Origin of the sequence: Sphingomonas sp. (genome assembly GCF_041661825.1) — a bacterium.
In the GTDB taxonomy this organism is placed as follows: Bacteria; Pseudomonadota; Alphaproteobacteria; order Sphingomonadales; family Sphingomonadaceae; genus Sphingomonas.
This window is the reverse complement of sequence record NZ_JBAZTU010000003.1, coordinates 331,880-350,103: the sequence shown is the minus strand read 5'-3', so window position 1 is coordinate 350,103 and position 18,224 is coordinate 331,880. Positions and strand designations below refer to the sequence as shown.

Sequence of the window (18,224 nt, the reverse complement as noted above, 5' to 3'; positions counted from 1 at the left end):
GTCCAGAAAGTGGGCCGTTACGGGCCGTTCGATCTGCCACGGAGCGGATCGGGAACCGCCGAGGTTCGCCGCCGCATGAGCAGATAGCCTGCCGGAATCACGAACATCGACAGGAGCGGAGCGGTCAGCATGCCGCCGATCATCGGCGCTGCGATCCGGCTCATCACTTCCGAGCCGGTGCCCGTGCCGAGCAGGATCGGTAGCAGGCCGGCCAGGATTACCGCGACCGTCATCGCCTTGGGTCGGACGCGGAGCAGCGCACCCTCCCGCACCGCGCCTTCGATCTGGGCAGCATCTGGCCCCTCGCCCCGCTCAGTGAGCGCGTGCTTGAGGTAGATCAGCATCACCACGCCGAACTCGGCGGCGACGCCGGCTAGCGCGATGAACCCGACGCCGGTCGCAACCGACTGGTTGTAACCGAGCAGCCAGAGCAACCACACGCCGCCGGTCAGCGCGAACGGCAGCGTCGCCATGATCAACGCGGCCTCGTCGAGCCGCCGGAACGTCAAATAGAGCAGCAGGAAGATGATCGCGAGCGTCGCCGGCACGACGACCTTGAGGCGCTGCGTTGCGCGTTCGAGGAACTCGAATTGGCCGGTATAGGCAACGCTGATCCCCGGCGGCTGCTTGACCTTGCCAGTGACCGCCGCCTGCAAATCGCGAACGATCGCAGTCAGGGGCCGGTCGCGCCCGTCAACATAGATCCAGGTCGCAGGCCGTCCATTTTCGCTGCGGAGCATCGGTGGGCCTGCGACAATCTGGATATCGGCGACCGTGCCCAGCGTGATCTGTTTGCGCGAGGGCGTCAGGATCGGCAGGTTGATCAGCTTGTCGGGGCTGTCACGCAGCTCGCGCGGATAGCGCACATTGATCGGATAGCGTGCCAGGCCCTCGACGGTCTGCCCGATCGACTCGCCGCCGATCGCGCCGGACACCACGTCCTGCACGTCAGCAACGTTCATGCCGTAGCGAGCAGCGGCTGCGCGGTTGATCCGCACGTCGATATACCGTCCGCCGGTCAGCCGTTCGGCAAGCGCTGAGCTGACGCCGGGCACGGTCTTGGCGACGGCCTCGATCTGCTGCGCTACCTGATCGATCTGGCCGAGGTCGCTGCCCGAGACCTTGATCCCGATCGGACTCTTGATGCCGGTTGCGAGCATGTCGATGCGGTTGCGGATCGGCGGTATCCAAAAATTGGCGAGGCCCGGCACTTTCACACGGGCGTCGAGCTCGTCGATCAGCTTCGCCTGGGTCATCCCCGGCCGCCATTGGTCCCTGGGCTTGAACCGGATCGTCGTCTCGAACATCTCGATCGGCGCCGGATCGGTCGCGGTCTCGGCGCGGCCCGCCTTGCCGAACACGCTGTCGACCTCGGGCACGGTCTTGATCAGCCGGTCGGTCTGCTGGAGCAGTTGCGCGGCCTTGGCCGTCGAAATGCCCGGCAGCGCCGACGGCATATAGAGCAGGTCGCCTTCGCTCATCGCGGGCATGAACTCGCCGCCGGTCTGGCTGATCGGGATGATGCTCGAGGCGAACACCAGGCCAGCGATCAGCAGCGTAGCCTTCGGCCGCTTGAGTACCCAATCGAGCGCCGGGCGATAGGCGCGAGCCAGTCCGCGATTGATCGGGTTGGCCTCTTCGCCCGGAATACGGCCGCGGATCAACCAGCCCATCAGCACCGGCACGAGCGTGATCGACAGGATCGCCGCGCCGGCCATTGCGTAGGTCTTGGTGAAGGCGAGCGGCGCGAACAGACGGCCCTCCTGTCCCTGCAGCGAGAAGATCGGAATGAACGAGAAGGTGATGATGAGGAGGCTGAGGAAGAGCGCCGGCCCGACCTCGGCCGCCGCCGTCGTGATCACCCGCCAGCGTTCGTCGACTTCCAACGCCTCGTTCGGGTGATCATGCGCCCAGCGTTCGAGATGCTTGTGCGCATTCTCGATCATCACCACCGCGGCATCGACCATCGCGCCGATGGCGATGGCGATCCCGCCCAGCGACATGATGTTGGCGTTGACCCCCTGCACCCGCATCACGACGAACGCTGCGAGAATGCCGAGCGGCAGCGTCAGGATCGCGACCAGCGCCGAACGGACGTGCCACAGGAACAGCGCGCAGACGAACGCGACGACGAGGAACTCCTCGAACAGCTTGCCGGTCAGGTTGTCGACGGCGCGGTCGATCAGCCCCGAGCGATCATAGGTGGTGACGACTTCAACCCCTGGCGGCAGGCTCGCTCGTAGTTCGGCGAGCTTGGCCTTGACCCCGTCGATCACCTCGCGCGCGTTCTTGCCCTGGCGCATGACGATGACGCCGCCGGCGACCTCGCCCTCGCCATTCAGTTCGGCGATGCCACGGCGCATCTCCGGGCCGATCTGGACCGTCGCGACATCGCCGAGCGTCACCGGCACACCGCCCACGGCAGTACGGATCGGCACGCTGCGGAAATCGTCGAGCGACGACAGATAGCCGGTTGCACGCACGACATATTCGGCCTCGGCCATTTCCACGACCGAGCCGCCGGTTTCCGAATTGGCGCGCTTGAGTGCGTCGGTCACTTCCCCTTGGGTGATCCCGTAGGAAATCAGCTTCTGCGGATCGACCAGCACCTGATATTGTTTGACCATGCCGCCGATGCTGGCGACCTCGGCAACGCCGGGGACGGATTTGAGCTCGTAGCGCAGGAACCAATCCTGCAAACTTCGCAACTGCTGGAGATCGTGCCGGCCCGTTTTATCGACCAGCGCATATTCGTAGACCCACCCCACCCCGGTGGCGTCTGGGCCGAGCGACGCGGTCGCGCCCGCCGGCAGCCGGCCTTGCACCTGGCTGAGATATTCGAGCACGCGACTGCGCGCCCAGTAGAGGTCGGTGCCGTCGTCGAACAGCACATAGACGAAGCTGTCGCCGACGAACGAATAGCCACGCACCACGCGGGCACCGGGCACCGACTGCATCGCCGTCGCCAGCGGATAGGTAACCTGATTCTCGACGATTTGCGGCGCCTGCCCCGGCCACGAGGTCCGCACGATGACCTGCACGTCGGAAAGATCGGGCAGCGCATCGACCGGCGTCGTTTTCACAGCCCCAATGCCGATCGCGACCAGCACTAGCGCAGCCAGCAGTACGAAGACGCGCGCCCGGACCGAGGCCCGAATGATACGTTCGATCATCGTGCACCGCCGATCGGACGCACGGCGATGCCGGTCAGGCTCGCTTCGGAATCGAGCAGGAACTGGCCCGAAGCGACGACCTTCTCGCCTTCGGCCAATCCGCCAAGGACTTCGGTCTTCCCGCCGGCATCGCGGCCGACGCGCACTTCGGCCGGATGAAAGCGACCGTCGTTAGTCGCCAGCATCACCAGGGTGCGCGTGCCCGTGCGGATCACCGCCTCGCTCGGCACCAGCAATGCGGGCTTCCCGTCGCTACCGAGCGCCACGCCTGCGAACATCCCCGGCCGGAGACGGCCGCCGCGATTGGCCAGTTGGATCCGAACGGTCAGCGTCCGGCTGTCAGCCTGGGCGGTCGGCAGGATCGCGATCACCCGGCCGCTGAACGTCTCGTCGGGAAAGCTGATCAGCGTCGCGGTGGCATTCTGGCCGATGCGGACCTTGCCGGCGCGCGCCTCGGGGACGGCGGCGTTGAGCCAGACCGAGCCGAGGCCATTCACCTGTGCCAATGTCTGCCCCATCGCCAGGGTCACGCCCTGCCGCGCATCGAGCGCCTGGATCACGCCCGCGATCGGCGTCGTGATCGTGACGATCCCATTGGCCCGTCCGGTTCGCTCGACGCCGGCGATCAGTCCGTCCGACATGCCCAGCAGCCGCAGCCGCTGGCGTGCCGCTGCCGTGAGGTCTGGCTTGCCGAGCCGTCGCACGCTCAAATATTCGGTCTGCGCGCCGCCCCAATCGGGCAGCAGCAGGTCGGCGATCGGCGCGCCGGCGCGGACGACATCGCCCGGTGCACGCGCATAGACCCGGCTAACGAACCCGCCCGAGCGTGCCTGGATGATCGCGACATCGCGCTGGTTGAAGTCGATCGCGCCGGTGACGTCGAGCGATGAGGCGAGCGCGCCGGTTTCCGCCGCGACCACGCGGATGCCGAGGCTTTGCCGCGACGCGGGATCGATCGTGACGCCCGCCGGGCCTGCCGCGCCGCCCCCGTCCGCATATTTGGGGACGAGCTGCATATTCATGAACGGTGACTTGCCCGGTTTGTCGAACTTCTGGTTCGGGAACATTGGGTCGTAATAATAGAGCGGCTGCTTGCCACCCGCGCCGACCGCCGTGGCGGGTGCTTCGCCGCGGTGACCAAGCCAAAAGCCCCCGCCGCCGGCAACGACCGCCATTGCGAGCAGCGATCCGCGCCAGCGGATCGCAGTTTTCCTGTCGAGCGTCACGGCCGCTCCTCCCCATAGGTGATGGTGATGCGCACCGCGTCGCGTGCGACGTCGGCTTCGCGATTGAGCGTTTCGACCTCGGCTTCGGCAAGCGCGAGGGTCGAGAGCAAGGCGGTGCCGAGATCGAGCTTGCCCGCCGCATAGCTATCGCGATCGAGCTCGGCGCGGCGCTTTGCCAGCGGCACCAGCGTTTCGCGCGCGTTGCGCCAGCGCTCGTGATGCATGACATGGTCGGCAAGGTCGGCATCGAGCGTCGCCGCCAGCTCGCGCTTCAGCGCCTCCCGGTCGAACCGGCTGCCCCGCGCCATGCTGGTACTGGCGTCGATCTTCGGATTCTGACGCTTGCCGGCGAATAGCGGCAGGTCGATCGACACGCCGACCGACGCCATGTCGCCGAACCTAGGATCGCGTCGGCCATAGGAAATGCCGACTCGCCAATCAGGTCGTTTGTCGGCGCGCGCCAACCGCACATCGGCATCGGCCGCCGCTATGCGCGCGTCCTGCCCGCGTAGGGCCGGCAATGTATCGATCCCGGCGCGCAAGGCGGGCGGGTCCAGGTCGAGCATCGGCGCGTCGCCTGAAACCTCGGGGTTCGGATCGCCGGTGTAGCGCGCCAGCCGCGCGCGTGCTTGCGCGATCACCGCGACCATCTCGGCGCGGCGGTCGGCAACCGCCGCACGAAGCTGCTCGGGCTCCAGCGCCTGGCTCGGCCGCGCGCTTCCCGATGCAAGTCGTGCAGCGACGGTCCTTTGAAGATCGTCGAGGCTCGCGGTCAGCAGGTCGAGCTGCGCGAGCCGCCGCTCCCCGTAATAAAGGTCGATCCACGCAAGCGCGGTCTCGAGCCGGACAGTGCGCCCTTCGACCAGCTCGCCCGCTTCGGCGAGGCCGATATCGGCGCGCGCCCGTTCGGCGCGCGCATGGCGCTTGGCGAGATTGGGAAATTGCTGACTGAACCCGATCATCGCCGTCGTGAAGTCGTCGCGGGTGAAGCTGCCTGCATTGGGGCCGGTCACCGGGAAGCCCGAGACCCCGAGATCGAGGGTCGGATCAGGCAAACGGTCGGCCGCGATCGCCGACAAGCGCGCGGCGTCGGAAGACGCGGCCCGCGCCTTGAGGCTCGGCGCATTGGCCGCAGCGCGCGTTAACGCGTCGGCATAGGTCAGCGGGTCGGCAAGCGCGATCGAGGGTAATGTCACGCCGGCGGTCAGCAGCGCGGGCGCGAGCACGGAGAATCTCATCATGGCCTCCTTGAAATGGGACGGACACGGATCGACCGCCCGCGAACCGGCGCGCAGGCGCCAGACGCGGGCGGTGACCGTCAGCCCTTGCTCGTGGGGGCAGCAGACATCGTCTGCCTGCTTTGACATTCAGGCATCGTCACACAGGCCGCCATGTGGCGGTCGGCCTGGCGCTTGGCCCGTGCCGACCACCAGGCCTCCTGTGCCTCGCGCTCCTGCACGGAAATGGTCGGAATGCCCTTGCCGGAGAGAATGGAGGATTGGGCATGTGCCGCGGGCGCAGCCAGCATCGTCGCTGCCAGCACGGCAGCCATGATCGTCTTGGTCATTATGTGAATCCTTGAATGAATCGCAATCGATGCGCGCGCAGCCCTGTCGCGGCCGCCGTCCGAAGACGGCACAGCCGGTCAGCCGCGCGAGCGCGAAGGTTCAGCCAAGGAGTGTGGGTGGTTCCGGTTCCGGCGCGACGTCGCGCCCTGCAAGTTTTGTCGATGCCGGCCAGAACCCGACCGTCGCTGCCCGCAGCCGGGGCGTGGCCGCCGGCTCCGGTTGCTTCAGACCCAGTACGGCCGCGCAAGCTGCCATCGCCATGCAGCCGGACGACTTGTCGGTGCCCGACTTGCCGCTAGTTTTGGTATTTGCGTCGCAATCGGCGCAGTGTGCCATCTGGCAATCCGGCATGGCCGCCGTCGCCGCCGGTTGCCCCTGGCTCATCAGCATGCACGGCGCGGCGACGGCCACGCTGTTCCCAGCGAGACCGAACAGCAGCCCGAGGCACAACAGATGGCGCAGCAGCTTCAGCACGGGGTCTTGATGCGTCGCAACATGATACGAGTCAATTCGTTGACCGTGCCGCAACGGTTACAGACGCGATGCTCCTCGTCCGATATTTTTCAGCGCATGACCCCGTGCCTGCATTAGAGATTAGTCTCGGCCCGATCGCGGCAAGCAACGCCTCAAGCGTCCTCGTCTTCTTCGCCCTCCACTTCATTCGGGCGCTCGCGAGCACGAACACCCATCTCGATCACCATCTGAGCCATCTTCGCGACGTCGTTCGGGCATGCATGATGCGCTTCGAACCGCGACCAGGCCGCCGCCCCGAGCTCGTGGACGACAGCTATCAGCATAGCGTCCTGTAGGATCGCCGGGTCGGCCCGCACGGCAACCAGGGCCTGAAACAGCCTTTCTTCCGCTTGGGAATCGGACGACCTGGTCAAGCCGAACATCGCGAGCTGGACGACTTCATCATCACCGGGATTTTCTTGAATGCCGCGAACCAGGACATCGCCGAGATCGACCGATATTCCACCTAGAGAAAGGTCCTTTACTAGCTTCCTCGGCAGTCGCTGAGGAGGGGCGAACCGGGCGACTAGCTCATGGGCAAGTGGAAGATCCTCAGGCCACCACTGCCAATGTTCCGCCATCAACTGCCATGCCCCCGAATTGTCCGAAGCTAGCGCGGTCTCCGCGATCGCTTGCCGGAGTTCGCGGCCGACTCCGAACAGGCGCGTGAGCGAAGCGATCGCCCGTTCGCTCGAGAAACAGAGCTGCGCCGCACGTGCAAGCTGATCGAGCGATAGACGCCCAGGCTTGTCGATCAGCCCAACGTTCTTGCCGTCGATCAGTGCCTCGTCCCCCTCCATCAAGCTCATCAACTCGTCTGCCGTGGCGGCGAGCAGGTCGAGCTCGACCCGTCGGAACAGTGCATTTCCGATCGCGCTATCGGCCCCGGCGAGCTTCTCCACCACGGAGACTCCGGGCCCGGCAAGCAACGCCGCGAGCGCCGCGTCCGGATGCTCGCGGTACGCCGCCACCGCTTCGTCAAAGAGGTTGCGTAGACTCGCGACATCCTTGCACCGCCTCCGGTTCTGCGGCGTAAGCGTGGCGTCGAACACGCGCTCGAACACTTCGAGCGACGGCGCCTTAATTCGCCCTAAGCGATAATGCGCCTCGAGGTGGCGTTCGCGGGGCAGGTGCACTCCGCCGGACAGCAGCCAGTATAGAATCTTGCCGAGCGAATAGATGTCGGCGCTGGCATCGACATCAAGGTTGCGGCCGTGCTCGAGTTCGGGAGCCATGTAGAAGCGGGGGCCGACCGCCTCATCAGTCGGCGTTATGCGCGGTTCGTCGATTAGCAGCGCCAAGCCCGTATCGGCGATCTTGGCAGTGTTGCCGAACAGGATGACGTTGGCGGGCTTAAGATCACGATGCACGGCCGGAACCTGGTGGACGGCTTCCGCGCCATCGAGAATTTGCGCAAAGAGAGAAAAGGCGCGCTCAGGCGCGTAACCCTCGGCGGGCGCCAAATCCTCTAACGATCCGTCCCCCTTTTCCATCACATAATAATCGGTGGTCTCTCCCCTGGAGATCCCCCATTCTTGCACCTGGACGACGTTTGCGGCTCCCTTGAGGCGCTGCAGCGTCTCCAATTCGCGCGCGAATCGTTCATGCCGCCTCGGATTCTTCAGGCGCTTCAGCAGCCAGATGCCGGGCGGCATCCCGGTCGCATTTGTGATTTGATAGATCTCGCCTTGGCCACCTTCCGCGAAGCGGTCGCCAACGATCGTCCAATTGCCGTATGTTCTCGCCATGCCGCGGCCGTTAGCCGACCCGCCGCATCGGCGTCCATTGCCGGTCCCGTCAACCGGCCCATGGAGCGAGCCTCCTTGCGTCGCTTCATACTTGCTGCCTGTCACCGCATTGGCATGCACGGCGGTACCTAAGTCGACAGCGTGTGTCCCGCGAGATGTCCGCTTTTCGGATCAGCAGCCTGGGCGGTGCTCGTTCGCTTTTGGGCGCAAACCGGTCGTTTACCCACGAGCGTTAAGAACGGCCAAATGGCCACTCGCAATCGACTTTCGGTGATGTCGTTTCTCGCGGGCGGCATAGCGATTGGCGCGACGCTCGGCGTCGGTTCTTTGGCTATTTCCCCAAACGGGCGCTCGGACATTGTTCATGGCGCGAGCGAAGTGGCGGTCGCTGCTGGATTGAAACGACAGCGTGAGCCGCAGGTGGGGGACTATTGGAGCGGGTGCAGGGAAGCTCGCAATGCCGGAACCGCACCGATCTACCGCGGCGAACCTGGTTATCGTCGCGAGATGGACGGTGACAACGACGGGATCGCTTGCGAGCCGTATCGTGGGCAATAGGCTGCCGTTTAACCCACCGCTTCTTCCTAAAGCCATGCTTGCTTTCCCAATCGCCGCGGTCGCTCGCGGGTGGCGACAATTAGAGCGAATAGCAGCCCAAATTGGGTCGTCTGCAGGCTGACCGCTTTTTACGAGCCAACGGCCTGGTACGAGAATTCCCGTCAGGCTGAATAAGTGGGAAGCCTAAACTCCGTAGCGCAGGATATCGCCTTCAAGCAAAAGGCTTGCTCGCCGGCGGTCCTCATCCGCGATGATGTGCTGGGCGAAACCGGGGCATTCGTCTGTGGATGCGTCTACGAGACGCGCCAGCAACGCTAATGAGCGACGTTGCTGCGCACTCAGGGCTTCCAGCTCGACTTCGAGATCGTCCAACGGCGTACGATTTATATGGCTGAAGAGCTTGCCGAGCAGGCCCGCCAGCGGATCCGAAATCTGGATGCCCGGTTCGGTCTGAGAATTGGCGAACCGGAAGTGGCGCAGCGGAGCGCCTTTCTCGGTGAAAGGTCGAGCTTCGAGATAGGCCTCGATCACCTTTTCATCGTCCAGGATGTGTCGGGAGTATTTGAACAGGCAAAGGCGATTCCGGAAAAACTCGCCGAAACCCTCGATCAGCACGTTCGGCGTCTCGTCTTCGAGATACGGCAGCGAGGTGAGCTTCCGCGCCATCTGCAACAGGCCTTTCAGCATGTAGAATGCGAAATGCTCGAGCATGTCCTCGCGGCTCTCGACCAGCTCGAGCAGTTCGGCCACAAATGCCGGCCGACGCTCGCGCCCGACATCGGGATAGTCATACCGGCCCAGGAATTCAGCAGTGCCGTCGACGTCGTCACGCAGCACCGAATAGAGGCCATCCTTGAGAAGCATGTGCGCCATGTACAATTGCGGCTCGCGGGCTTCGGCGAGGATCGAGTCCACGATGTCGACGATCGACCAGTAGAGCAGATCGGTGACCTGATAATGGACAAGGAAGCCCTGTTCGGTCACCCATTTCAGGAAGGTTTCGACCTTGGCCGACGTGAGCAACTGCAAGAAGTCGCCCTGGCCGAGATGCTTGAGCTTGATCTCCTTGACGTTCGGCTGAAGATGCAAGGACGCGCGCAGCGGGGCAAGATCGATAGTGCTCGGACTCCCGCGATGCACGATTCCTCCCAACACGAAACTTTCCGGGCGCCGGATGTTCATCCCGTCCGCGGTCAGGTGAAGCTTTCTGACGTTGTTCGTCTCGTCATAGTAGAAGGTGTAGCGCCCATCCGCGTTCGGCAGATGGTTCGCCGAAAGGATCATGTTTCGGTATTCGTCAACGTCGATCATGCTTGCGTTGTAACGCAGCCGAGGTGCTCGACCATGGCTTAGGTCTCGGCGCGGTCGTAATATTTCGAGCCAATGACCTTCGTGAACTGGTCAACGTCGGCGTCATGGTTGAACGAGTGGATGGTCAGCTTGTCGTCGCCAATAACATGAAGGTGGTTTTCGTAACGCCTGGAGCGAGGAAAGACCCTCCAATTTACCGGCTCTCCCGGTATATCGTGCGCCACCTCGTCGCTTGTCAGCACGAGCAGCCCAGTATCGAATTCGAGCACCACACCGAACAATGAAGTCTGAACCGAAACGAGCGCTTCGATACCGTGACGCATCGCAACCGAGCCCGCGCGGATTATTCTTCCATCCCTCAGGAATCTGAACGCCGTTATGCGTCCGCTCTCGGCCTTGTAGAACTTGTCCTGGCTGCCCCACACGAACGAACTTCCTCCGCGCGAAGGAGCCGGCAGGATCGCGTCCAGATCGTCCACTTCGCTCAGGACGCGTAACGTGGCCCCGCCGCCTTCATCTTCCGCCTGCGGCTCATCGACCAAGGGATCGAAGCTTTCGAGGGATTGCGAATCGTACCGTGCAAGAAAGCTCCCGCTGTCGATCGACATCGCGACGATGTTCTTGAACATCCAGTCGCAGGCGTCGGTCGCGCGAGACGAAATCAGTGTCGGCTTACGCGGCTCAAGCCATTCGTCTTGCGCCAGGCCCAGATCGATTTCGTAGAGTCCCTCGCTGCCACCGGCGATGGCAACGGAATTATATGCTGGCCAAGCCTGATTGGCGGGAAGCTCGGTCAGCCGTTTGACGCCATGCAGGCGATCCTGAAACGGGTCGTAGATCGCGCCGTGGATACCCTCCGGCGAGGCGACAAGCATACGATCATAGTAGACGGTGCTGCTCGCGTGCGGGAACGGAAAGCGCGTGTCGCCCTGCTCGATCAGATAATCGAATAGTTTGCGTTTGGAGACCTCGAAACGCTCTGCATCGAGCGCCGCAAAGGATTGTTTCAAATCCGCGCCGTCAATTACCGCACGGTATAAGGCATTGCTCTCGGCGAACGCGAAGCGGAAGGCGTCGCTCGAACCTGCCGGCAGCTGCTCTCCGAGATCGCGTATGAGGCGTTCCCAGTCGAACGTCTGCAGCGAACCGTCCATGCCGAACAGATGCAATCGCCCTTTGTAGAGGAGAGAATCCCACCATTCGCCTTCGATGCCGAGGGTCAGATTCTGCATGGTTGGCCCTTCACAATTTTGCGCATCTGAGCCTTGGCTATAAAGGTCTTAGCGAGCCAAGCACGCAAGACCTGCCCGGGCGGCTTCTGCTGCGGTATTTTATAATTGACCGGATAACCGTGCCACTCACCGGCATCATGGTCGAAACGCGCGAAAAAAACCTGTGTTTTGTGGTCGCGGTCGACTCCGAGCATAGCCAACGCGCCTCCCGGGGCGTGTATGCCCCAGCCCCAACCATCGGCGACCCAGCTATTGACCATCGCATCCGTGAAGGACTGACGTTCGGAAATTTCCGGAATCGTCCATTGCGACTTTCCCGGCGTCGCGTCGCGATGGTCCAGCTTATGCTTGTAGTTCGTCTTGAACTTCGTTTCTCCGATGGTCCAAGTGATTGCGTGCAGCGTCATCAATCCGTTCTCTATATCGCCTCTGTTCGCGATTGGAGCAGGCGGACGCCATTTCCGACGAACGCCAAGCGCCAGATACGAACGTCGGTCAAGGCCACGCAGCGACCGGAAGACCGGACCTGACAGTCGATCGGCGAGCGACGCCTGCGCGACTCCTACGGCCGCGCCAACCGTCCAGACGATCAAGCCGCGCCGTGTCTCTTCTCCGCCGCCAAACCGACCATTGTTTCAGGTCCGAAAGGGAGCGTGCTCATCCTCCTCGACGATCACGTAGAAGCTCGTCAGCTGCGAGAAACCACCAAATTGCATCCCCCAGCTCAGCACCTTGGAAACCGTAAAGTCCTTGCCGGGCCGCGGATGGATCTGGTCGTGCGCCGCTTTCGTTGCTTCCTCGAGCGTCGGTCCGACGCCTTGATAGGTCTTGTGTCCACTCATGGTAGCGTCTCCCACTTATCTTGCTGATGCTCAGGCGATTTTCGTCGCGCTCCAACCCGGCGCGATGTCCACGAAACGAACGACGCGGTTCGATTCGGCATAGCGAACGAATGCGACTTGTCCCGGAAGCGCGGCACACACATCCGCTTCGCGGAAAAGGTCGCATCGTGCCTCGATCAGGCTGCCGGTGATCCGTACATCCCATAAGCCGTGCGCCTGGAGACCGTTTACAATATCGGCGTGGGGCGTCGCCGGATCGACGCCGATCAAAAGCTCGCCCGCGATCGCGGGGTAGATGAGCGACGTGGGACCGGCACCGGTGATGCTGCGAAGCTTGGCCTTCTGGAAATCGGGGAAGGTCGGGTCGCCGGCACCCACGTTGCTCCAGCTGACCGAAACCCCGGCGCGCGCCGGCAGGCCGACGTCGGCGACGTAGAGAAATTCGGGATCGTAGGCGACGACCAGCACCGGACCTTTGCCGAAATCGACCGTATTTAGCCCCCGGATGACGTAGAGCTCGAGCGATCGGACCGCGAGCGGCTGGCCGCCCGGCTTAACTCCTGCATTGATCCGCGCTTCGACCGCGGACTTCGGATCGGCCGCCGGGGCTAGCGCCGCAACGGGCGTCGAATCGAGGGACTGCATCAACTGTGCGGACGAGATGGCGCCCCCACTCAGTTCGCTAGAAGTCATCAAACCTCCTCCCCAAGTCATATCCACGCAACACCAAACATGTCTCGTCGGAAGTCTGCCCCCGCGCGCTGCACCACCGATCGAACCGAAATGGATGTATCCATGAATCGTGAAAACACTCGCACCGTTGGTGATGAAACGCAAGTTGTCGCATGCATAAGGACGAACATTCCCTCTAAAGGATTTCTTCCGAGATGACTGGATATTTGCCAGCGTTGGCCACATAGTCTTACCAATCAGTGGGAGGGGATAGTCATGGCGACTGCGAGTCCGTGCGCGCAGGACTTTGTCGAGCATACCAAACACATGTTCGTCGACGTCGCCCAAGGCGGCGACATTGCGCGCGGCTACCGGCCAGCCCGCCGTGCGGTGTTCCGCAAGGTGCATGGCATCGTGAAGGGCGTATTGGCGCTCGATCCGTCGCGCCCCGGATGGACGCGCCAAGGCATCTTCGCGAACGACACGCAGTTCGCGTGCTGGGCACGCTTTTCAAGCGATGTCGGTCCGACCGAGCCTGATTCGGGCAACGGCACGATCGGCTTCGGTATCAAGCTGTTCGGGACGTCCGCGCCAACGCTGGCCGAAATCGACCCCGACGCTCCCACGGCTGACTTGCTATTCCAAAATCACGACGTGTTCTTCGTCGATACTGGGATGGACATGTGCGTCTTCACCGATCTGGCCCTCGCCGGCCGCGATAGCGAATGGTTCGCACAGCACCCCGAGACCAAACAGATCCTCGACGACATGACGAAGCGCGAGGAAAGCGCGGTGACCGCAACCTACTGGAGCACGCTGCCCTATCGTTGCGGTCCCGATGTCGCCGTCAAATACAGGCTGCGGCCGCTCGCGACCGGCGCCAGCAGCGCGCCCGACAGCGATCCCAATCGCCTGCGCAGCGACCTCCACGCGCGCCTGCTTGCAGCCCCCGCCTCATTCGTCCTCGAGCTGCAGACCCCCCTTCCCGGCACGTCGCTGCCGATCGACCGCGCTACACAGCGCTGGGAGGAAGCAGCCGCGCCGTTCGTCGCGATCGGCACGCTCGAGTTGAGCTGCCAGGATGTCAACGCCGAGGGCCAGGAAAGCTATGGCGACAACCTCGCTTTCTCGCCGTGGCGCGTGCCCGAGGCGAACGCGCCCCTCGGTACGATCGCCGCATCACGGCGGCGCGCCTATCCGGCGTCGGCCGCCGCTCGCCACCAGGTCAACGGCATCCCCGAAGCGGAGCCGCATACGCCGCGCGCGTGACTCTTACGAACGGGGAACAAGTCGATGGATCAGAAGACTGACACAGACGCACAGAATGCGCTCGTTGCTAGCGACATTGCCCGGCTGGCGATCTACCCGCCGCTTGGCATCGCACGCGTGGGCGACTGCGCCGATATCGCTCCAAGCGACTATCTGCTGTCACCAGAAGTCATCGGCGGCCTCCCGACCCGACCCGATGGCCAGCCGGCCACCGACCTTACCGACTATCGCGGCGCAGACGGCGGCTTGCGGCGGCATGCAGCGCGCTTTCGCATCTACGCGACGTTGCACGACGGCACCGTCCGTGAGGTCCTGGCGCACGCCGGGACCGTGATCGATTGGGAGGTCGCCGTCGCCAATCTGAAGGCCGGCTGGTATGAGTTCAACCAGGCGATGGACCTGCCGAACGGGCTCGCAAAACCGGCCAACCGCCGCAACGCCGCGTTCGCCGGCAACCGCGCGCAACTCGATATCGTGCCCACTGCTGCCCACATCACAAGCGCCGCTACCCCGCCCCCGGCCGTGGCGTTTGCGGGCGGGCAGTTCGTCGGCAAACCGGTCTATCTCGGCGAAATCCGCGTCGATGACGACGGCCGCCTCCTCGTCCTCGGCGGGTTTGGCACATCGAACTCCTATGATGGCAGTAAACCGACGACGTTCGCCAACAATGTCGGCTGGCATGATGATGTTGCCGATGGCCCGGTGCGTGCCGTGGTGACCTTCGCCGATGGCACCCGCCTCACCGCCGATCCCGGCTATATCGCCGTCACCCCGCCGAACAATGCGCCCGGCATTGTCGGGCTCGTCACGCTCGATGACGCGGTCCGCGAGACTTTCGTGGCGGAGGGATGGATTGCGCAGCCCACCACCACGTCCTTCACCAACGACGTCTGGCCGATCTTCGCCCGGCTTACCGACATGCAATGGGTCAACCAGGGCTTGTTCATGCTGCATGGCCACGGCAGCTCGCTCGACGCGCATGATCCTGCAATCGTCGCCCGCTGGCGCGACACCGGCGCCACAGCGCAAGCCGAGCGCCAGGCAATCGCGCACCTGTTCCGCACGAGCGCGAACGCGCTTGCGGCCGACACCGGAGAATTGCCTCAGATCTTTTCCGACGCGGAGGGCGAGCTCGGCGACGACACCGCGTGCCTCGCCGTCACGCCGACCCAATTCGCCCATCTCACGCGCTGGGCCAGCGGGCAGTTCGCCGACGACTGGACCGGGGCACCACCACCGATCGCCGACTTCGCCGCACTGGACGCGGCGGGTCAAGTCGCGCAGCTCGAGCGCGCCAGTCTCCACGATTGCCTCGGCGGACCGTTTCATCCTGGTATCGAGCTGACCTGGCCGATGCGCCTGGCGCGGGTTTGGAAGGAACCGTATCGCCTCGCGGTGGCCGCGACCAATGCGCCCGCGCGGCAGGATTTCGGTGTGACGCTCGACCCGACCACATGCATCGGTGCAGCAGGTCCCTTCGATGGGGTCGCAACAGGCGCACTGACCCGCTTCCTCGGTGTGCCGTGGCAAACCGATGGCGCATCGTGCAATTCGGAAGCCGACTACAAGCCCTCCTATTTCCTTTCGATGCCGACATTCTGGGGGCCGCGTGTCCCTGATCAGGTGCTGTCGCACGAAAGCTACGCTCGCGTGGTCGCGAACGGCGCAGCGGGCCGCACCACACAATCGATCAAGCATTTTGCCTCGCGCTCGGACTGGCTGCGCGACGTGCGCGGTCAGAGCTATTTCCAGCGCATCGCGCTGATGGTGAAAGAGTGGCACGATCTCGGCACGGTCCTTCCTATCGCAACCGATCCATCACTCGGCTTGCCGCCTACGATGCATGTCGAAACCGGTCGCGATGCAGCCTTCACCCGGGGCGATCCAAAGCCCGCACTGGTGGCGAAATGCGAAGCGATCGGAACGCCGATCCCGGTGGTACTGAAAGCCGCCGTGGCACCGGCGCCAGCTGAGGGCTCACCCCGGCGCAGCTATCGACAGGGCGAGATCTGATCGGCAACGCAGGCATGATCGTTGTCATCGGCGGCGGCCCTGCCGGTGCGGTGGCCGCACTGGCGCTGGCGCGCGCTCAGCGTCCGGTCACGATCGTCGCCCCGAACAAACCGGCGCACAGCCGCCTCGAGATCGTGTCGCCACGGGCGGCGGCAGCCTTCGACGCAGTGGGTCTCACCGCGCTGCTGCACGATCCGACGATCGCCCGGCGCTGCGCCGGGATTGAGCATGTCGATCACCACGGCGTCACGACGCGACAAGATTTCGGGACCGGGTTTGTCGTCGACCGGTCGAGGCTCGACCGCGCGTTGCTCGATGACGCGGTGCGCGCGGGCGCCAGGTTCGTTGCCGGCCGGGTGCGGGGCTGCCTGCGCACGAACGGCCAGTTCCTGCTCGCCCTTTCTGGCGGAAACGAAATCCGCGCGCAGCAGGTGATTGATGGCACTGGCCGGCCCGCCAGCATCGCGCGGCGGCTCGGTGCGCGCAGCCTGCGTGGCGACCGCCGGATTGCATCGAGGGTCGAGCGGGCAGACATGTTCGCCGAACCCAGGATGCGGGTGGTCTGGGAGGGCGGTGGCTGGACCACGACGATGGCCGGCCCCGCCGGCTGTGAAACGTGGCGCGTCGGCCCGCCAACACCGGGACAGCGGCCACCCAACGCGCGCGACGCCAGTCCACGATTGCTGCAGCCCGCCGCGGGCGACGGCTGGGTGGCGATCGGCGATGCGGCTGCTGCGTTCGACCCGGTCAACTCGCAGGGTCTCGAGCATGCGGTGAACAGCGCACTGATCGCGGCCGGCGCGATAATCGCCGGCGGCATGGGCAACCCCGAGTTCAACGAAATCTACGACGCCGCCAATCGCCTGACCGCGCTCAACGCGGATCGAGCCCGCGCGATGGTCTATGCGTCGGCTACCTGAGTGGCGCTACGATCGCCCCAATTGTGGCTCCCGATTAGCCTGACCGTGAGTTTCGAAGCCAGGCCTCACCGAGCCACGCCGATCAAGACGAGTCGACCGTGGCACCGGAGGTGAAGACCCTGCTACGCTCGCCGCGGAAAGAGGCCTGACTTCGAACCGAGGTCCGCACGCCTTTGGCTAGTTGTCGGTCTATTGAACGCGCGTGCGGCATTTGCTCGCTTTACGGAAGCGACTATCTCGTTAAGGGTCGTCGGGGGTGGTGTTTTCGTGAAAATCGGCCGCAGCTCCCGCATTGCCACGCTCCGCTGTGTGAGCAATTTTGTGCCCTCGGCTAAAATTGTTCGAAGTGGATAAAGTTGATTATCGCTTGATATCTGTTAGACACGAATGCAGCTAAGTGATTGATATCATTGATAGAATGACGCACTCTTAATCAGCGGGTCCTTGGTTCGAGCCCAAGTGCGTCCACCATATCTTCCCGAAAATGCCCTCAGTTCGCGATCGCGGGTCTCTTCAGCGCGCGCCACACCAGCCAGCTTGTAGCGGGAACCAGCACGAGCACCGCGACGAGCAGCGCATAATTGCCCGTCGATGCGGCCGAACCAGCGACGGCATAGGCGATCGCGACCACGGCGTTACCGAGGGCGACCGATCCGATGAATGAGGCAAGCGGCATCGACGCGGATCCGGCCGCGATCAGCCCCGCCTCCGCCACGACCGGAATACCGCGAGACACCAGCAGCGCCGCCGGTCCAATCCGGGCGAACAGTGCGCGCGCGCGGTCGACCGCGTCAGCCCCGACCAGCCGAACCAGTGCGGGTCGCCCGGCGCCCCGACCAAGCGCATAGCCGATCGCGCTGCCCAGACTCAGCCCAACCCAATTCACCGCGGCACCATAAACGACGCCGAGCATGCCCCCCGCATAGGCGCCGACCAGGCTGGAGGGCACGGGCAGCAGGATATCGCTGGCAAGCAACAGGACGATCATGGCGGCGCTCGCCCATGAACTGCTCCTGGTCCCCGTGAGCATCGTCGAGGACCATCGGCCGATATCATCCTCGAACAGGAAGAACGGGATCAGGGTAAGCAATAGAAGAACGACCACGCCAGCGAGCCAACGCATAGCGATCGCGTAGCGCGATGCCTTGAGGCTCGAGGAGGATGAGGCGGCGATGATGC

At 64.0% G+C, this 18,224-nt stretch carries 16 protein-coding genes; 4 read left to right on the top strand and 12 right to left on the bottom strand.

Annotated elements, in window-relative coordinates; all coding sequences use genetic code 11:
* Nucleotides 1-17 precede the first annotated feature (17 nt).
* From WC729_RS14530 to WC729_RS14505, 6 genes are all read right to left on the bottom strand, one after another.
* Nucleotides 18-3,173, bottom strand: a complete 3,156-nt coding sequence (locus WC729_RS14530) for an efflux RND transporter permease subunit (protein WP_372853963.1) — start codon at nucleotides 3,171-3,173, stop codon at nucleotides 18-20.
* The gene (locus WC729_RS14525; protein ID WP_372853961.1) at nucleotides 3,170-4,399 is read right to left on the bottom strand and encodes an efflux RND transporter periplasmic adaptor subunit; all 1,230 of its coding nucleotides are present in this window, start codon (nucleotides 4,397-4,399) and stop codon (nucleotides 3,170-3,172) included. Before WC729_RS14525 ends, WC729_RS14530 begins: the two co-directional genes overlap by 4 nt.
* On the bottom strand, nucleotides 4,396-5,637 hold the full coding sequence (locus WC729_RS14520; RefSeq protein ID WP_372853959.1) for a TolC family protein: 1,242 nt from the start codon (nucleotides 5,635-5,637) through the stop codon (nucleotides 4,396-4,398). The genes WC729_RS14525 and WC729_RS14520 overlap by 4 nt, the downstream gene beginning before the upstream one ends.
* An 80-nt stretch (nucleotides 5,638-5,717) precedes the next feature.
* Nucleotides 5,718-5,966: a hypothetical protein gene (locus WC729_RS14515; protein WP_372853957.1), complete on the bottom strand. Its 249-nt coding sequence runs from the start codon at nucleotides 5,964-5,966 to the stop codon at nucleotides 5,718-5,720.
* Nucleotides 5,967-6,066: 100 nt separating this feature from the next.
* On the bottom strand, nucleotides 6,067-6,441 hold the full coding sequence (locus WC729_RS14510; protein WP_372853955.1) for a hypothetical protein: 375 nt from the start codon (nucleotides 6,439-6,441) through the stop codon (nucleotides 6,067-6,069).
* Nucleotides 6,442-6,593: 152 nt separating this feature from the next.
* Nucleotides 6,594-8,228: a serine/threonine-protein kinase gene (locus WC729_RS14505; RefSeq protein ID WP_372853953.1), complete on the bottom strand. Its 1,635-nt coding sequence runs from the start codon at nucleotides 8,226-8,228 to the stop codon at nucleotides 6,594-6,596.
* A 246-nt stretch (nucleotides 8,229-8,474) separates the two neighbouring features.
* Here WC729_RS14505 and WC729_RS14500 point away from each other — a divergent pair, with 246 nt between their 5' ends.
* Nucleotides 8,475-8,786, top strand: coding sequence for an excalibur calcium-binding domain-containing protein (locus tag WC729_RS14500; protein WP_372853951.1), 312 nt, complete (start codon nucleotides 8,475-8,477; stop codon nucleotides 8,784-8,786).
* Nucleotides 8,787-8,969: 183 nt separating this feature from the next.
* Here WC729_RS14500 and WC729_RS14495 read toward each other — a convergent pair whose 3' ends face one another.
* From WC729_RS14495 to WC729_RS14475, 5 genes are read right to left on the bottom strand one after another with little or no spacing between them, the layout of a single operon-like run.
* Nucleotides 8,970-10,097, bottom strand: a complete 1,128-nt coding sequence (locus WC729_RS14495; protein WP_372853949.1) for a DUF3800 domain-containing protein — start codon at nucleotides 10,095-10,097, stop codon at nucleotides 8,970-8,972.
* 38 nt (nucleotides 10,098-10,135) lie between these two features.
* Nucleotides 10,136-11,329 carry a hypothetical protein gene (locus WC729_RS14490; RefSeq protein WP_372853947.1) on the bottom strand — a complete coding sequence of 398 codons (1,194 nt, stop codon included), beginning with the start codon at nucleotides 11,327-11,329 and terminating at the stop codon, nucleotides 10,136-10,138.
* Nucleotides 11,317-11,922 carry a hypothetical protein gene (locus tag WC729_RS14485; RefSeq protein ID WP_372853945.1) on the bottom strand — a complete coding sequence of 202 codons (606 nt, stop codon included), beginning with the start codon at nucleotides 11,920-11,922 and terminating at the stop codon, nucleotides 11,317-11,319. The genes WC729_RS14490 and WC729_RS14485 overlap by 13 nt, the downstream gene beginning before the upstream one ends.
* 42 nt (nucleotides 11,923-11,964) lie before the next feature.
* Nucleotides 11,965-12,171: a hypothetical protein gene (locus WC729_RS14480; protein WP_372853943.1), complete on the bottom strand. Its 207-nt coding sequence runs from the start codon at nucleotides 12,169-12,171 to the stop codon at nucleotides 11,965-11,967.
* A 30-nt stretch (nucleotides 12,172-12,201) separates the two neighbouring features.
* The gene (locus tag WC729_RS14475) at nucleotides 12,202-13,008 is read right to left on the bottom strand and encodes a hypothetical protein (RefSeq protein WP_372853941.1); all 807 of its coding nucleotides are present in this window, start codon (nucleotides 13,006-13,008) and stop codon (nucleotides 12,202-12,204) included.
* 111 nt (nucleotides 13,009-13,119) lie between these two features.
* On the opposite strand from WC729_RS14475, the gene WC729_RS14470 reads away from it, so the two are divergent.
* From WC729_RS14470 to WC729_RS14460, 3 genes are read left to right on the top strand one after another with little or no spacing between them, the layout of a single operon-like run.
* Nucleotides 13,120-14,112: a hypothetical protein gene (locus tag WC729_RS14470; protein ID WP_372853939.1), complete on the top strand. Its 993-nt coding sequence runs from the start codon at nucleotides 13,120-13,122 to the stop codon at nucleotides 14,110-14,112.
* Between the two features lie 24 nt (nucleotides 14,113-14,136).
* A complete protein-coding gene (locus tag WC729_RS14465) occupies nucleotides 14,137-16,125 on the top strand; it encodes a LodA/GoxA family CTQ-dependent oxidase (protein ID WP_372853937.1) in 1,989 nt (662 codons plus the stop codon).
* A 14-nt stretch (nucleotides 16,126-16,139) separates the two neighbouring features.
* Entirely contained in the window at nucleotides 16,140-17,045 is a 906-nt protein-coding gene (locus WC729_RS14460; RefSeq protein ID WP_372853935.1) for an NAD(P)/FAD-dependent oxidoreductase, read from the top strand.
* Nucleotides 17,046-17,535: 490 nt separating this feature from the next.
* Here WC729_RS14460 and WC729_RS14455 read toward each other — a convergent pair whose 3' ends face one another.
* Nucleotides 17,536-18,150 (bottom strand): VTT domain-containing protein, encoded by a 615-nt coding sequence (locus tag WC729_RS14455; RefSeq protein WP_372853933.1) that lies wholly within the window; start codon nucleotides 18,148-18,150, stop codon nucleotides 17,536-17,538.
* Between the last annotated feature and the right edge of the window lie 74 nt (nucleotides 18,151-18,224).

What these genes read in the sequence shown, in the direction of transcription:
- WC729_RS14505 (WP_372853953.1), bottom strand. Translation starts at nt 8,228, where the DNA reads ATGGCGAGAACATACGGCAATTGGACGATCGTTGGCGACCGCTTCGCG.
- WC729_RS14495 (WP_372853949.1), bottom strand. Translation starts at nt 10,097, where the DNA reads ATGATCGACGTTGACGAATACCGAAACATGATCCTTTCGGCGAACCAT.
- WC729_RS14515 (WP_372853957.1), bottom strand. Translation starts at nt 5,966, where the DNA reads ATGACCAAGACGATCATGGCTGCCGTGCTGGCAGCGACGATGCTGGCT.
- WC729_RS14490 (WP_372853947.1), bottom strand. Translation starts at nt 11,329, where the DNA reads ATGCAGAATCTGACCCTCGGCATCGAAGGCGAATGGTGGGATTCTCTC.
- WC729_RS14460 (WP_372853935.1), top strand. Translation starts at nt 16,140, where the DNA reads ATGATCGTTGTCATCGGCGGCGGCCCTGCCGGTGCGGTGGCCGCACTG.
- WC729_RS14465 (WP_372853937.1), top strand. Translation starts at nt 14,137, where the DNA reads ATGGATCAGAAGACTGACACAGACGCACAGAATGCGCTCGTTGCTAGC.
- WC729_RS14480 (WP_372853943.1), bottom strand. Translation starts at nt 12,171, where the DNA reads ATGAGTGGACACAAGACCTATCAAGGCGTCGGACCGACGCTCGAGGAA.
- WC729_RS14520 (WP_372853959.1), bottom strand. Translation starts at nt 5,637, where the DNA reads ATGAGATTCTCCGTGCTCGCGCCCGCGCTGCTGACCGCCGGCGTGACA.
- WC729_RS14530 (WP_372853963.1), bottom strand. Translation starts at nt 3,173, where the DNA reads ATGATCGAACGTATCATTCGGGCCTCGGTCCGGGCGCGCGTCTTCGTA.
- WC729_RS14470 (WP_372853939.1), top strand. Translation starts at nt 13,120, where the DNA reads ATGGCGACTGCGAGTCCGTGCGCGCAGGACTTTGTCGAGCATACCAAA.
- WC729_RS14500 (WP_372853951.1), top strand. Translation starts at nt 8,475, where the DNA reads ATGGCCACTCGCAATCGACTTTCGGTGATGTCGTTTCTCGCGGGCGGC.